We start from the raw sequence: 15608 nt of genomic DNA, 5'->3' as shown, positions 1-15608 counted from the left end.
GGGGCGGAGAGCCTGTCGGCTCTTCAGTTGGCCTGGCGGCCAACTACGGGCCTGACGGCCCGTAAGGTGACGCATCGTCATGCCTGGCGGCATGACTGTGTGTTGAGTGGGTTGGCCCTGACGGGCCAACAGGAAGAGGATGCGGGGCCTGGCGGCCCCGCTTCATGTGTCTGAAGGTGTCATGCCTGGCGGCATGACAGTGGGGTTCGGAGTGGGTTGGGGTGCCCTGCCCTGGCGGGCAGGGGTTGGGTGGGTGTCGGCGCCTGCGGCGCCGTGATGTCGTAAGGGTTTGTTAGACAGTTATCCGGTTCCCCTCCCCCCTTGGTGTGCCAGGGGCTTCGGCCCTGACGGGCCGGCAGAACCGTGTGAGGCGGGGCCTGGTGGCCCCGCGGCATGCCTGACGGCGTGTCCGGTTTCTTGTGGTGCCCCGCTGTCGCGGGGCCCATCTTCGTTGGTTTTCGGGGGCGTTGTCAGACCCGGCGTGTAGGTTCCGGGAGTTGTTGGCCCGTCTGGAATGGCCCCGAATACCACTGGTGGGGCGTGGAGGGGTGATGAGCTGTGCCTGAAAGTCAACATGTTGCTGCTCGGAGGATCATTACCGCTGTTCTGCGGGCTGGTGCGGCGTGGATCAACCGGGTTGAGGAGCCTCGTGCGTGGCGGGAGCTGTCGCGTATGCATGGGGTGCTCTTGTCGAGTCTGCCGGTGGGGGCCGGTCCTTCGACGCCTGCCGAGATGATCGACTTGCTGCCGGTGCGCCTGCGGGAGTGGGTGCCTTTGGCGTGGGACGAACTGCCTTCTGTGATGGGGGATTTGGTTGTCCTGACGGACAACAGTGAGCTGACGGAGGAGGCTCACGAGGCGGGGATGAACTATCTGGAGGCCCTATATGGGGACGACGGGTACTTCGATCTCGGTGGGACGTGGCTTCCGGCGTGGGTTCGGCAGACGGCTGAGCAGACGGAGCGGGCTGCCTTTCGGCATATCCGCTCCGGCGGGCAGGCCGGCTATGTGGCGGCGCGGACGATGCTGACCGAGGTGCCGTACGGCACGGAGCGGGCGTTGGTCGAGGAGTACTCGCGGCGCGGTGCGCCGCGAATGGACGTGTATTGGCCCCTTCCCTCGGACCGGATGTGGGTGGGGGCGTCGTCGTGGTTGTGGCCGTGCCCGGAGTGCCGGTATCCGATGGTGCTGCGCGGTGGGCAGTTGCGGTGTGAGTATCCGCCGCATCAGAGCCGGTTCGGTCTGGTCGCGGGCGGTGGCAAGCGGGGCGGGCCGCCCGAACTGACGGGTGGGCGTGGGCGGTTGGGGACGGCTGCGGAGCCGGCAGAGGGCGTGTTGTGCCTGGACTGGGGGGTGTGGCGGTACATCACCTGTCCTGGGCTGAGTGAGGTGGGCCTGATGCAGTGGCTGGAGAAGCAGGAGGGGATCCGGGTCGAGCGCTGGGAGAACCTGGATGAGTGGGATATCGGCGTCTACCTGGCGGACGGGCACTACTGGCGGGTGGACGTCAAGGACCACCAGGACACGCAGACGATCATCGACCGGCCGCCTGCCGGGGAGACGGTGGTCGTCCCCAACTACCGGCGCAGCCAGGTGAATCAGCTGCAGTCCGGGCTCGATGCGCTGCGGACTGCTGACGGGCAGCGCTACAGCGTGTTCACGGTCAGCCGTTTCAAGGCGGCCGTGACGAAGCGGCTGAAGGGGTTGGGGGCATGACGTCGCCGAAGAACGCGAGGTACTCCGTCAGCGTGCCGCTGACGGTGCGGGTGGCGGTCTTGCTGGCCGCGCGGGTGTTCCCCAACCGGGCGCCGCAGGAGCAGGCGGCCTGGCGCCGTGTGGTGCATCTTGCTGATGCGCACTTCCTGGCCACGGGGCAGATGCATCTGTGGGACGGCTGGCCTGCGCTGGCGCTGGCCGATCAGGTGCGGATCACGCGGATGCTGCGGCAGCGGCCGGCGATGCTGGCTTCCCACTCGGTGTTTGTCACGGAGGCGCCAGCGGTCCTGGAGGGTGCCGTCGAGTTCGCCCCAGGCGACGGGGAGGAGCAGGTGCTGATCCTGCCCGTCGGCGACGAGGAAGCGCTCATCGATGCCTTGCTGGATGAGCTCGAGGACAACGCGGCCAAGGGGCAGTCCCAGCCCAAGCCTGCGCCGCCCGGCTCCTACGTCAGCGACCTGCGGATCAGGGATCCGCTAAGCCCGTCGGGCCGGGTGGCGGATGTCTTCTACGACCTCGACTACCAAGGGACCCCTGCTCCCAGCGTGGTGCAGGAACTGGGTGAGGCCCCGGTCGCGGACGAGGTGGAGATCCCCTTCGCCGACCTGGACGAGATCGCGGGCCGGCTCGATGCGCTGCGCGGGCAGGACTACCGGCGCAAGGCGGTCGCCGACATCCAGCAGCACGCCCGCGGCCGCGACGGCACCGGCGTGGGCGAGATCCTGCGCGTGGAGGCCGGGCCGCTGCGGGTCTTCCACGCCCCCACCGGCATGGGCAAGAACGTCCTGAGTGAACTCGTCGCGGTGTGGTGCGCCCGGCAGGGCCGGGTGATCTCGCTGGTGGTTCCGCAGAGCGCGCAGGTCCTGGCCACGGTGTACCGGCTGGAGCAGGACCTGGCCGCTCTGGGCATCTCCGCGCAGGTCACGCCGGTCGTCTCCCCCGCCTCCATGATGGAGCTGGCCGAGCAGACGGCCGGCAATCCGCAGGACGATGCGGACTTCCGGACCTGGGTGTACCGGGAGATGTCCTACAGCTGCCCCCTGACCGGGCACGCCACCACCTCTTCCGAAGCGGTGGATGCCTGGACGCCGGGCCAGGAGCCGTGCGACCAGCTCAAGCCCAACGGGGCCAAAACAGATAAGGCTATGGCCTGTCCGTGGCGTGGTGGCTGCGGGAAGTTCCGCCACCACCGGGCCGCGGCTTCGGCGGACATCCTCGTCACCAACCACGCGAATTTCCTCACCGGGCACATCCACGCGCCGGTGGCGGGCCGACCCGCCCCGGGGCGGCGCATGACCACCGAGCAGCTCCTGCTGCACCGCAGCCATCTGGTCATCATCGACGAGGCCGATGCGCTGCAGGCGCAGGCCTTCGACCGGGCGGCCCGTCAGGTGCTGCTGGCCCAGGACGGTGCGGAGCACACCCCGGTACGCGATCTCGACAGCCAGTTCCGGCGCCACTGCCACCGGCTGCCGATGAGCCTCGAACAGCATCTGCGGCCGCTGATCAACCATCTGATGTGGCTGGCCGAGTCCTACGTGTCCCACCTGGTCGGCGGTGTCATCCAGCCCGACCGGGAACGGCGCAACATGGTTGTCCCGCGGCGCTGGGACGCCATGTTCGCCTCCCGGATCTTCCACCTGGAGGCGGGTGAACGGCCCACCGCTCAGCAGATGCAGGCGGTCAACCAACTCTACAAGCGGGAGGGGCCGCTGGAGTTCGCCGATGAGATCGATGGGCTGACCAAGCTGAGGGAGCTGCTGTCCTCGGTCACGGACCTGGCCGGCGGGCAGGACCGGCTCACCCACGCCACCTTGCAGCGCATCGGCGAAGCCTTCGCGGGGATCACCGGTGAGAGCGGCGACAAGCGGCTGTCCTCACTGGCGCTGCTGGCGGCCCGGCGGGCGTATCTGGAGGAGATGGCCAGCATTCTGCACCGCATCGTCGGGGTCGCGGCGCCACTGCAGGGAGCGGGGATCTCCGCCGGCAACAGCCTGGTGGACGCGCTGGCCTCGCACGTGCCGTGGCGGGCCGCCCCCTACGGCCCTTTGGGGCGTGCGCTGTTCGCGTTCTCCGAGACGTTCGACCCGGCCGACCGGCACCAAACAGCGCTGCGGCTGAAGTCCTATGTCGGGGATCCGCACACCCACCTGGCCTACCTGGGCGAGGTGACCGCACTCGCCCATACCGGCACCCGCCGGGCGGTGATCGGGATGTCCGCAACGGCGTTCATGCCATACGCGCCGCGTCACCACCTCCTGCCGGAACCGGCCTGGTACGTGCCGGACGACGTCAACGGAAGCCTCACCGTCGAGCTGCAGCCCGGCCAGGACGACGGGGCGGGCATCGTGGTGTCCGGCACCGAGGGAACCAACCGTCACCGCGCCTACACGGCCATGGGGCGCAGCGTCGGCAAGGACCTTCCCGCGCAGCTCGACACGGTGGCCGCCGATCCGGCCACCGCGCACCGGGCGTATGCGCTACTCGCGCCGACCGCCTACAACGCCGGCCCCGCGCTCGCCCGCGGCATGATCGACGCAGGGGTCCCACCATCCGAGATCTGCGTGGCGGTGCACCCGCAGGAGATGGCTGCGCTGAAGCGGATGCCGCCCGGCTGGGTGCCCATCCCCAGCAACCGGCTCGAGCAGTTCCCCCACGCCGTGGGCCACGGCCGGTGCCGGTACCTGATCGCCCCCATGGCCCGGGTCGAGCGCGGCCTGAACATCGTCGACCATGACGGGCGCTCCCTGCTGCATGTGGCCTGCCTGGTCAACCGGCCCATCCCGGTGATGGAAGACCCCCCAGTGCTGCTGTCCCTGGTCAACTCCCTCGCCTACCGCCGGCGGCGGCCCGGCCCGAATCCCGCGGCAGAGCTGGAGCGGCTGCGGATCGCGGCGGGCCAGATCTTCGACGACATCCGCAGCGGCCAGGGCTACTTCAAGACCTTGGGCGAGGACATCAAACTCGCCGTCGTCGCGGAGATCCTGACCCGGCTGATCCAGCTGGGCGGCCGCACCCGCCGCGGCGGCGACCCAGGGCGGCTGCGACTGCTCGACGCCGCCTTCACCCACACCGCCGCCGACTCCACCCTGCCCGCCCTCCTGAAGCAACTGCGCGGGAAATGGCAGGACGAGAACCACATGCCGCTGATCGACGCCGTCTACCGCACCACCATGACCGGCGCCCTGCTCGGGCTGGCGGAGCACTCCCCGACCGGATACGCGAACGAGATCGAGGATGAGGAGCTGGGCGAATGGTGAGTGACGACTGCGGCCGCCTGTTCACCCTGTCCTTCCCGCTGGACGACCGGCTGCTGGGCACCGTGCACGTGTACCCGCAGGACGAGGCGTTCGCGCCGGCCTGGCGGCGGCTGCCCCGGCCGCGGGGCAAGGACGCCGTGCAGCCGATCGCGTCCCTGCAGACGGCGGCGCGCGCCGTGACCGGTGAGCGGCTGGTGTTCACCAACCCCGACCGGCCCGCCAGGACCGGCCGCTGGGCCGGGCGAAGCGTGATCGTCACGCCCGGACCACTGGACGAGGCCGTGGTGCGCACCCTGATGCGGGAATGGGAGACACGGCTGGACGGGCATGATGGCCGCGACACCCTCGCCGCCCTGCTGCAGCTGTCCAGCGACGGGCCCCAGCCGCTCAGTTCGCTGCTGCACCGCGACACCCTGGGGCGGATCACCGGTCCCCGCTGGGCGTTTCGGGTGGCCGGGTGGCGGCTGGCGAGCATGCTGGCCGCCCAGCCTCTCCCCCTCGACGAGAACCTGCCCGCGCTGCGGTTCCACCTCGACAGCGAGGGCGACCTGCTGGCCTGGCAGGCCCCGCTGGCCCACGAGCGGACGTGGATCGACGAGGAGAGCGGCAAACGCCGGCGCATCGCCGGCTACGCCATGGAACGCATCCACATCGAGGTCGAGGCCGCCCCGGGCGGAAAGACGCTCATCGCGCATCTGTCGGCGCGGATCTCGCGCGTCGCCACCCACTACAAGGGCATCCGCAACGTCCTGCTGCGCCATCCCGTCAACCCGGACATCATCCTCAAGGCCCCGATCACCACCCGGTGGGAGAAGGGCCCGGACGGATTCATGCAGCCCAAGGACGTCTCCTACCGCGGGGCGGCGGCACAGATCGTCGAGGCCTGCGGCGTCGGCCGGCTGCCCCAGCCGCCCCTGACGGGGCTGGACGAACTCGGGGAGGTGCGCGGGGTGCACCGCACGGGCAAGCACCCGATCGACAAGGGCGCCGGGGCGATGTTCCACGCCCGGCTCGAGGAACACGCCGCACGCGTCCTCGGCCAGGAGCCCGTCGTCTACACGGGGACATCCATCAAGATCAGCAAGCCCGGTGGGAGCCTGCCGCCCTACGTGCCGGCCGGCAAGATGGCCGACGCCATGGCCTCCGCCCGCCTCGATGCGGTGCGCACTGTCGTGCTGTATGAGTCGGCCGCGTGGCACACGCGGGTGATGGGGCAGCTGGCCCGGGACTACGCGCGGCCCGAACTGGCCGATCTGCCCGACGAGCAGCCGGTGGTCCTGGCGCCCGGGTACGAGCTCGTGGCGGTGCGGCTGCCTGAACTGGTGCGCCATGGCAGCCACGACCGCGGCCTGATCCTGAACAGCCTGCCCTGGTTCAAGCCCGGTGCCGGGCGGTCGCTGGTCACCGCCCTGTGCGAGACCCGCTACCCCAGCGAGCAGGAGAAGGAGGCGGGGGTGACGGATGCCAAGCACGCGCTCAAGGGGCTCTTCGCCGAGCGCGGCATCCCCTCGCAGTTCATCACCATGGACTCCGATCCGGGCGATCCCTACCGGCTGAACACGCCCGAGAAGGTCGCGCGGTCCAGGGCCCGCAACGCGGGTCTGCCGGAGCCGGACGCCGCCTACAAGGACGACCACGCGGTGCAGATCGGGCTCGGCAGCCTGCACTGCGACTCCGGGATCATCGACAACCGGCTGGCCGCCACCGCCTTTCACCGCAACGCGCGGGACACCACTCTGGACCGGGAGGCCGTGGCGGTGGGGCTGTGGACCCGTTATCACCGCTTCGCCGAACGTCCCGGCCGCCCCCGCAAACCGGCCGTGCTGGCCATCACGCTGGTCGCCATGCGCATCCCGCTGGGCGAGGACGCCTACTGGCCCACCCTCATGTACAGCGACCGGGGCTGGCTCCCCCTGGCCCAGGCCCGCGCCCTGCACCATGCCGGTCCCATCGGCAAAAGAGGGCATCACCTGCGGGATGACCACGAGGGCCCGGACAACGTGCGCACCTATGTGGACGGGGCGCTGGCCGCGCTCAGGAACCAGTTTCCGATCATCGTGTTCGCCGAGGAACGGGAGCGGATCTGGCCCGGGCTGTGCAACGACCGGCTCGGGGACGGCCATGTGCCCGGGCAGAGCCTGATCGCCCAGGGGTGGGGTGTGGCGGTCGTCCGGGTCGGCAACGGGCAGGGCACACCCCAGCCGTCACGGCGTACCGGCGGCGGGGGCAAGCTGCCGTCCAACTCGTTGCAGCCGGTCATGCCGGAGAAGATCCTCTACCGTCACGATCACGGGGACGTGGTGTCCTGGCTGTTTTCCGGGCAGTCCCGCCAGCACGCGGGCGGCCAGCGCACTGGCACCCAGTACACGCGCCGCACCCTGCCCGGCGGTCAACTGGCCCAGATGGGCGCCCCGTTCCACGCCATGACCCGCACCGAGTATGTAGTCGCCCACTGTGGTGGCTGGCGTGAGGAGCAGTTGGTCGGTCTTGCTGCCCGGGTCTCGGAGCAGGCGGCGATGTGGGATGGGCGGACCAATCTGCCTGCGCCGCTACACCTGGCGAAGAGCGCTGATGAGAAGCATCCCGGCTTCGTCGACCAGGAAGGGCTGAGCGAGTAGCTGCAGTGACGGCGGGCGCGGCGGCTTCAGACTCGGTGCCGGCGCAGCTGATGGGCTGTCGACTGCTGCCGTGCCCCGCCCGGGCGGGGCCGGTGGTCTGTGTCGCTCCCCTCACCTGTCGCGATCCGAGCGGACTGCCCACCTGGGGCTTGTGGTTGGTTACTTGGAGTACGTCTGTTTCCAGCGTGCTCGGTGGCGGGCTTCTCCCTGTCCGCGTCCGTTGACGTCGGCCAGAGACAGCAACGATGTCCCCTTGTTCCACAGACCGAAGAAGTCACGGTGCAGGGTGAGGATGTGGTGCTCGACCGCGAACGCCTCGGCTTGGGGGCTGAAGCGTGTGGTGGCGACGAAGATGGCAACATCCGCAGCGAAATGCACCTTCGCTCCCAGGAGATCACGCACTTCGCGACTGGCGATGGTCCGGTGGGGTGCGTACCGCTTGCACTGGATCACCATGCTCCGGCCATCGGGCAGCTGGCCGAGCACGTCGGCTCCGTTGTCCCCGCTCCCGCCCACTCGGCGTACCTGGGTGCAGCCGTCACGGCGGCATAACTCGGCGACTACTTCCTCGAACTCGGTGCCGGACATCGCGTCGACCGCAGTCAGCGTCCGCTGTCCCGCTGCGATCTGTTCCTGTCGCCTCCAGGCGTCGTCCTTGCTGCGTAGCAGCCGGTCGGTTCGCCACAGCCGCCACACCATCCAGCCGATTCCCGCAGCGGCAAGCAGGGCGCCGAGGTACAGCAACAACATCGGCCGCAGCAGGCCTAGCAGGACCAGCGCGGCAAGCGCTCCTGCTGCTGCTTTGTTCCGGGCGGTGCGTCGTCTGCGCATCGCCTTGCCCTTGCGTTTGGCCGCCATTTCTGCCCCCTCTTGCACCGGCCGGGATGGAGTCCTCCCTGCTGTGCAGTGTGGGCATGCCGTGCGGGTCCGCCAGGGCGCAGTCAGGCCATTGGCTTGAATCTCTCTCGGCTCTGTCGGCTGTTTCAGCCGACCCCCTCGATGGGGGCTCGCCTGCCTACAGGCCGAGTTCGGCCAGCGCCTCCTGTCTGTTCGGGCTGAGCGCCGTACGGCGGCGGCGCAGGTTGCTAAGCCACTGCCCCAGACGGACCGAGTCTCCTTCAACCTCCTCGATATGCCGCTGGGGGACGTCGAGATGGCCTTCCCGTTCGCGGAACGCCCGGGCGGCGGCCAGCCCGCGCTGAAAGGCGCGCTCGCGTGCCGGCAGGCGGTTCCCCTTCGCCGGTACGGCGGGCGCGTCGGGCAGTTCGACGGATCCCAACTCCTTGAGCAGGTCTCTTTGTTTAGGCTGCAGGCGGTCGAAGCGCGCGCGCTGGGCTTCGAGCCATGCCTGTGTCTGGGAGGCCGTGTCGTTGTCTGCCAGGCTCTGGCGGGCGGCGTGGTAGGCGCGTTGCCAGGTGATCGGCCAGGGCGGGTTCCACCACCGGTCCAGGGCGGTGAGGGCAGCGGCGCGCTGGGCGGTGAGGGTCTCGGCGCGGGTGCGCTGGGTGGCCAGCCAGCGGCCGAGGGCGAATCCGTCGTGGATCTCGTCGACGGGGGCGGCGAGGTGGCCGTAGCGGGCGGCGTAGGCGGCAGCGTGGGCCAGTGCGCGGTCGAAGGCCTGCTGGCGAGGGTTCCAGATGATGCCGAGGCGTTCGAGGGCCTGGACACGTACGGCGTCGAGCGTGCCCTTGGTGTGCAGGTGGCGTTGCCAGGTCAGCCAGCGTCCCAGGGGGTAGCCGGTGAGGTCTTCGTAGGTCTGCGGGACGTCGAGATGGTGGTGGGTGTGGCGGAAACGGCGGGCTGCGGCGAGGCCGCGGCGCCATTCGGCGCTCTTGGGAGCCAGAACGCGCAGGGACAGGGCGAGGGCGATCTCGTCGGCCTGGGTGGGGCGGTCGAAATGCAGCCAAGCTTCGGGGTCCTCGGGGGGCATGGTGGGGCGGTGGGTGCGCGGGTCGGACAGACGGGCGTCGAGGCGGTCGTCGTGGGCGCGCAGAGCCTGGATGGTCCGCCACAGCGGGGTGTAGGCGTCGGCGCCGAGGAGGTCGTCGGGGTCTTCGTCGGGGGTGAGGTAGACGGGGACGACGAGGGTGGCCTTCTTGCCGCCGCCGGGGTGCTGGCGCAGGGCGCGACCGACAGCCTGGACGGTGTCGACGGGGCTGTTCTTGGGGTCGACGAAGACCACCGCGTCGATGTCGGGCACGTCGATGCCCTCCCCCAGCACGCGGGCGTTGGACAGGACAGCCGGTGTGTCGGGGCTGGTGTGGGAGGTGAATTCGAGCAGGAGGCGGCGGCGGATCTGCGGGGTGTGGCTGCCGCTGACCCAGTCCGCCCACAGGCCCTGGGGGCGCAGGGGTGCGGGAAGAGCGGCGGCCGTCTCCGTGAGGGTGGTGGCGAAGGCGCGGGCGTCGGCGACACGGTGATGGAAGGTCAGGATGCGGCGCAGCTTGTGGTCGTGGATGGCGCGCAGGGCGGCAACCTGGCGGCCGGCCAGGTGCAGTCCGTCGACACCCGCGCCGGCTCCGGTGGCCAGCCAGTCGCGCAGGTCCGCGTCGGTGACGACGGGGACGAGGATCTGGTAGTCGGCGAGCAGCCCGAGATCGATGGCGTCGGAGAGGTTGAGGTGGTAGGCGACGGGACCGAAAAGGGTCTCGTCGTCCATGGAGGCCACTGTCTCTGTCCCGTCGCCGTCCGGGGCATCGTCGGGGTCCCAGATGCGGGGGGTGGCGGTCAGGTAGAGGCGGCGGGCGGCCGGGACCTGGTCGTCGTGATGGACGGCGGCCCAGGCCTTGCCCAGGCGGCCCGCGGTGCGGTGGGCCTCGTCGACGACCACCAGGTCCCAGGGGGGCAGACGGTGGTCGCGGTGTGCGGCGATGACGGCGGGCAGGGAGGCGTAGGTGGCGTAGACGGTGACCGGGCCGGGACTGAACTGCCCGACCAGCGCGGCCAGTTCGGCGGGGTTCGTGGTGAGGGGAACGTCGGCGCCGAGCGGTTCATGGTCGAGGGCCTGGCGTTGGGAACACACGGCGATGGCGGTGCCCTTGCGGCCAGCCAGGCGCCAGGACCGGATCGTCTGGGACAGCAGGTCCAGCGTCGGCAACAGGACCAGGACCCTCCCCCGCGGGGCGATGCGGGCGGTGGTACGGGCGGCGATGAGGGTCTTGCCGGTGCCGCAGGCCGCGATCACACTCGTGCGGGGCTGCTGGCCGAGGATGCGGGTGGCCGCGGTGACGGCGTCCTTTTGGTGGGGGCGCAGTTCGAGGGGTGCTGTGGCCATGAGGAGACGCCGCTCCGGGATATGAGCTTGCGAGCTGAGGTCATTGTGGCATCGCCGGGAGGTTATTCGGCGGCTTGGGAGACCAGGTGCAGGGTGGAGCCGCTGGTGCCTTTGCGGACATGGAGCTGGCTGGTGATTCGGCGGCGGAGTTCGGGGACGTGGCTGATGAGTCCGACGGTGCGGTCGTGGTCACCCAGGGAGTCCAGGACGTCGAGGACCTGGTGGAGGGTGTCGTCGTCGAGTGAGCCGAAGCCTTCGTCGATGAAGAGGGTGTCCAGGACGCGGCCGCCTGCCTCGTAGGTGACGACGTCGGCGAGGCCCAGGGCGAGGGCGAGGGAGGCGAAGAAGGACTCGCCGCCGGAGAGGGTGTCGGTGTTGCGGTCACGGCCGGTCCACGCATCGGTGATCTTCAGTCCCAGGCCGGAGCGGGCGCCGTGCGAGGCGCGGTCGTCGCTGTGGGAGAGGGTGTAGCGGGAATCGGACATGCGCAGCAGGCGGGTGTTGGCGGCGTCGACGACTTGTTCGAGGCGGGCGGCGAGGACGTAGGCCTCCAGTTCCATGCGGTCGCGGTTGCTGGGTGAGGTGCCGTGGATGACTTCCTGGAGGTGGTGGACGGTGTCGTAGGCCTCCTGCAGGGGCTGCATGCGCTGGATGCCGGCGGCGAGGTCGGTGGTGTGCCGGGTGAGGTTGTCGTGGCGGGTGCGGGCTGCGGTGGTGGCGGCGGCTGCCTCGGTGTGGCGTTGGGCTGCCGTCTTGTGCAGGTGGATGGCGGCGTCGAGGTCGGCGGGCGGCTGCGCGGCGGCATGGACGAGGTCGGGCCGCTCGAGCGTGGCGGTGTGCACGGCCTGTTGGTGGCTGAACTTCTGGATCTCGTCTTCGAGGGCGTGCAGTGCGTCGTCGTCGAGGACGGCTTCTTCGGCGGCCTGAAGGGTGTCGAAGCCCTGCTGACGGGCGGCGGTCTCGGCCTCGGTGGTCTGCAGGGTGCGTTCCCGTGCCCGGCGCTGGGTGATGGTGGCGGCTTCGGCGGCGGCCTTGAGCTGGTCGGCGGTGCGGCTGAGGTCGGCCAGGCGGTCGGCGACGGTGGGCGCGCCGTGGCGTGCTTGATCCAGCTGGCGGGTGAGGTCGGTCAGCTGGGTGGAGAGGTGGTCGTACTCGGCGTTGCACGCCGCTAGGCGTTCACCGGCGGTGGTGGCCTTCTGCGTCATGCTGGTGTGTTCGCGGTCGAGGACGGCGAGTCCCTCGTTTGCGGGGCCGGCGTCGGAGGCCGTCTTCAGAGTCTGTTCGAGGTCCGCTTGCGTGGTGGCCAACAGGCTCTGGATGTCGGTCAGCGGATCGTCGCCGGCCTGGGCGCGGGCTTGCGCAGCCTGGTCCTGAGCCTGCTGGAGTGCGGTTGCTGCGGCTTCTTCGGCCGTCTCAGCCTCGAGGTGGCGGGCCTCGGCCGCCTGCTCGTCGTCGCGGGTGGGCTGGCCCGGGTGCGGGGCAGCCGGGGCGGGGTGGGTGCACGATCCGCACACCGGGCAGGGCGAGCCGTCGGTGAGGCCGGCGGCCAGTTCCGCGGCCATGCCCTCGGTGCGCTGTCGGCGGATGGTGATGTAGGCCTGGGCGGCCTCGGTTGTGGCGGTGTGGGCGGCCTTCAAAAGCTCTTTGCGCGAGACGACGTCGGCGAGGCGGGCGTCCCGCTGCTGCGCGGCTTCCAGGCGCCGACGGATGTCGGCGAGGGCGGACTGCTGGTGGACGCTGTCGGTCTCGGCGCGCTGTGCGGCTTCCAGGCGTGTCGTCAGGGCCGTGCGGAGGCCGGGTTCCTTGGCGAGCCAGTCGTGGGCCTCGAGCTGGTCGGCGGTGTGCGTCTGCCGTTCGGCGTCCAGCTGCGTCAGGGCCCGTTCCATCTGCTGCACGGCGGCTTCCTGCGGCAGCAGCGCCTCGGCGAGGGTCGCTTCGGCCCGTGTCTGCTGCTCTGCGGTGGCAAGTTCTTCGGCCGCGGCAAGGGCGTGCGCAGGAGCAAGGATGCTGCGCGCCTTCGCCTCGGTTTCGGCAGCACGGGTGTGTTCCTGCGCGGCGGTGCGGGCCGCGTGAAGGACGGCCGCCAACTTGCCGGCGCGGCGGGCTTGTTCGAGCTGGCCGGTGATGAGCTGCTGGCGGGGTTGTTGCTGCTTCAGCTGCTCCAGCAGCTCGGCGGCGGCGCGGTGCTCGTTCTGCTGCTGGTGCAGGGTGCGCACGAGGAGTTCGTTGGCCTGGTGCGCACCCAGGTCGGCGGCAGCTGTTTCGGCCTGGGCGGTGGCCGTTTCGAGCTGCGCGGACGCCGCTTTCACCAGGGCGGTCGCCCACGCCTGTGCGGGTTCGGTCAGGGTCTGCGGGTCGTTGCCTGTGGGGGCGTCTTGCTCGTGGTCGAGGCCTGTGGCGGCGCCGTGGATGCGGTCGATCAGGCTGATGACGTCGCCGCGGGCCGCCTTGAGGTCCTTTTCCGCCTCGCGGCTGCGTTCTTGCAGCCAGCGGTCGATGTCGGTGAAGCGCTGGGTGCGGAACAGCTTGCCGAGAAGGTCCTTGCGGGTGGATGCCTTGGCGCGCAGGAACTGGGTGAACTGGTTCTGCGGCAGGAGAACGACCTGGCAGAACTGGTCCCGGCTCATGCCGAGCAGCGCCTGGAGGTGGTCGCCGATCTCCTGGTGGGACTTGCTGGAGGCCTCCCAACTGCCTTGGCCGGAGGCGGAGTCGTGCTTGTACTCGCGCAGCAGAGTCTTGGCGTTCTGCTGGGTGGTGCCGCTGCCGCGGGCCTTGGGCCGGAACTGCTGGGGTATGCGGGTGATCTCCAGGCGGCGCCCGGAGATGGTGGCCTCCAGGACGACCTGGGTGAGCAGGTGGTCGGCGGCGTGGTCGCTGCGCAGCAGTTGGGCGCGGTCGCCGGGCGGCTTGCCGTACAGGGCGTAGCAGATGGCGTCGAAGACGGTGCTCTTTCCGGCTCCGGTGGCACCGTGCAGCAGGAAGAGGCCGTCGCTGCTGAGGGAGTCGAAGTCGATGGTGTGGGTTCCTGCGAAGGGGCCGAAGGCCTGCAGGGTGAGGCTGTGCAGGCGCATTTTAGACGGTCTCCTGGTGTGTGGTGTGCAGGGTGGCTTCGACGGCGCGGCGCAGCAGGGCGTGTTCGGCGGGGGTGGGGTCGTCGCCGCGGACCTTCTTGACGAAGTCGCAGGCGATGCCGAGGTCGTCTCGGCCTTGCAGGCGCTGGGTGTAGGTGGGGCGGTCGGAGGCCTGCTGCAGGTGGTCGGGGCGTTCGTGCAGCAGGCGCAGGGTGTGGGGGAAGCGGCGGCGCAGCCGGGCCATCGGCTCGTACGGCAGGGCGGGATCGGTGAGGGTGACCTGGAGCCAGCTGTCGGTCACCGCCTCGTGGGCGGGGTTGGCCAGCAGGTCGTCGAGGGTGCCCTTCAGCAAGGCCAGTGGGCGCGGGACGGGGGTGGGCACGGGGGTGAGCGTGATGGTGCCGTCGCCGGCCATGTCGACGATGGTCAGGGATTTGGTGTGGTGTGTTTCGGAGAAGGAGTAGGCCAGCGGTGAACCGCTGTAGTGGATGCGGTCGTTGACGTTCTGGGCGCCGTGGAGATGGCCGAGGGCGGCGTAGTCGATGCCGGTGAAGGCGCTGGCGGAGACGTAGTCGAGGCCGCCGACGGTGATGTCGCGCTCGCTGGTGGAGGGTTCGCCTCCGGCGACGAAGGCGTGGGCCACGACGACGCTGCGGGTGCCGTCGGGGTAGGTGGCGAGGTCGGCGCGGATGCGGTCCAGGGCTGCGGTGGTCACCGCATGGTGGCTCTTGTCGGCATCGAGATCGTCATGGGTCAGGGACGGCTCGAGATAGGGGATGCCGTAGACGGCGATGGTGCCGTGCTCGTCGTCCAGCAGCACGGGGCGGGTGCAGGCGGTGGCCGGGTCGGTCCGCAGGTGCACGCCGGCCCGGGCAAGGACGCTGGCGCCGACCCCGAGCCGGTGGGCCGAGTCGTGGTTGCCGCTGATCATGATGATGGGGATGCGCAGGTCGGCGAACTGGCTCAGTGCGCTGTCGAAGAGGCGCACGGCATCCAGGCTGGGAATAGCGCGGTCGTAGATGTCTCCGGCCACGAGGATGGCGTCGACGTCCCTCTCGCGGGCCGTGTCGTGGATGTGAGTGAGGAAGGCGCGCTGCGCGTCGATGAGATCGGCCTCGTGGAACCGGCGCCCCAGGTGCCAGTCCGAGGTGTGCAAGAACCGCATGAGCACAGACCGTAAACACTGAGATGCGCGCAGCGGGGGGTTTTCCCGATATCGGAGGTGAAACCGGGGCAGGCTGAGGGCTGTGAGGAGGGACGTTGCTCCTCGTTGGTGGCCCCTGTAGGGGGCGGCGCCACCAGGCGATTGTCAGTGGCAGGCGGCAAGATATGCGGTGGGGGAAGGAGGATGTGATGGCGATATCGCGTTCTGCCGGGGCTGATTCCACCGTGGCGCCGAGCGGGTGCCGCTGGTGCGGAATCGAAGAACGCGGGCATGGCCGGCAGTTTGTGGCGGAGGTCGGCTGGCATGCCTGGACGGCTCCGACGACGCAGCAGCGCAAGGAGCGCATGCTGCGCCGGCGGGCACACGATGCGGTCAGGAAGCCAAGGTCTGCACGTCGTTGAAGGCTTTCCTCAGAAGCCGTTGTCTTTCCGGATGTGATCGTTGAGTTTCCGCTGGTAAGGCATGGTTTCGGCGTCACTGGTGCAGGGTTCGGACGTTCGGTTC

Annotated in this window: 7 protein-coding genes; 3 read left to right on the top strand and 4 right to left on the bottom strand. The window is 70.0% G+C overall.

Annotated features, from left to right (window positions below):
• Window positions 1–558 precede the first annotated feature (558 nt).
• From ACGF8A_RS34045 to ACGF8A_RS34035, 3 genes are read left to right on the top strand one after another with little or no spacing between them, the layout of a single operon-like run.
• Window positions 559–1716 carry a hypothetical protein gene (locus tag ACGF8A_RS34045; RefSeq protein WP_282690030.1) on the top strand — a complete coding sequence of 386 codons (1158 nt, stop codon included), beginning with the start codon at window positions 559–561 and terminating at the stop codon, window positions 1714–1716.
• A complete protein-coding gene (locus ACGF8A_RS34040) occupies window positions 1713–4976 on the top strand; it encodes a hypothetical protein (protein ID WP_393114614.1) in 3264 nt (1087 codons plus the stop codon). Before ACGF8A_RS34045 ends, ACGF8A_RS34040 begins: the two co-directional genes overlap by 4 nt.
• The gene (locus ACGF8A_RS34035; protein WP_393114611.1) at window positions 4970–7594 is read left to right on the top strand and encodes an RNaseH domain-containing protein; all 2625 of its coding nucleotides are present in this window, start codon (window positions 4970–4972) and stop codon (window positions 7592–7594) included. Before ACGF8A_RS34040 ends, ACGF8A_RS34035 begins: the two co-directional genes overlap by 7 nt.
• A 159-nt stretch (window positions 7595–7753) precedes the next feature.
• Here ACGF8A_RS34035 and ACGF8A_RS34030 read toward each other — a convergent pair whose 3' ends face one another.
• From ACGF8A_RS34030 to ACGF8A_RS34015, 4 genes are all read right to left on the bottom strand, one after another.
• Complete coding sequence (locus ACGF8A_RS34030) at window positions 7754–8452, bottom strand: restriction endonuclease (protein WP_393114609.1); 699 nt, start codon at window positions 8450–8452, stop codon at window positions 7754–7756.
• A 157-nt stretch (window positions 8453–8609) separates the two neighbouring features.
• Window positions 8610–10868: a Helicase associated domain protein gene (locus ACGF8A_RS34025; RefSeq protein WP_393114606.1), complete on the bottom strand. Its 2259-nt coding sequence runs from the start codon at window positions 10866–10868 to the stop codon at window positions 8610–8612.
• 62 nt (window positions 10869–10930) lie between these two features.
• Window positions 10931–13939, bottom strand: a complete 3009-nt coding sequence (locus tag ACGF8A_RS34020) for an AAA family ATPase (protein ID WP_393114604.1) — start codon at window positions 13937–13939, stop codon at window positions 10931–10933.
• A 1-nt stretch (window position 13940) separates the two neighbouring features.
• The gene (locus ACGF8A_RS34015) at window positions 13941–15104 is read right to left on the bottom strand and encodes an exonuclease SbcCD subunit D (protein WP_354827520.1); all 1164 of its coding nucleotides are present in this window, start codon (window positions 15102–15104) and stop codon (window positions 13941–13943) included.
• Between the last annotated feature and the right edge of the window lie 504 nt (window positions 15105–15608).

Origin of the sequence: Streptomyces sp. NPDC047706, from assembly GCF_043204795.1 — a bacterium.
In the GTDB taxonomy this organism is placed as follows: domain Bacteria; phylum Actinomycetota; class Actinomycetes; order Streptomycetales; family Streptomycetaceae; genus Streptomyces.
This window is presented reverse-complemented; position numbering and strand designations above follow the sequence as displayed.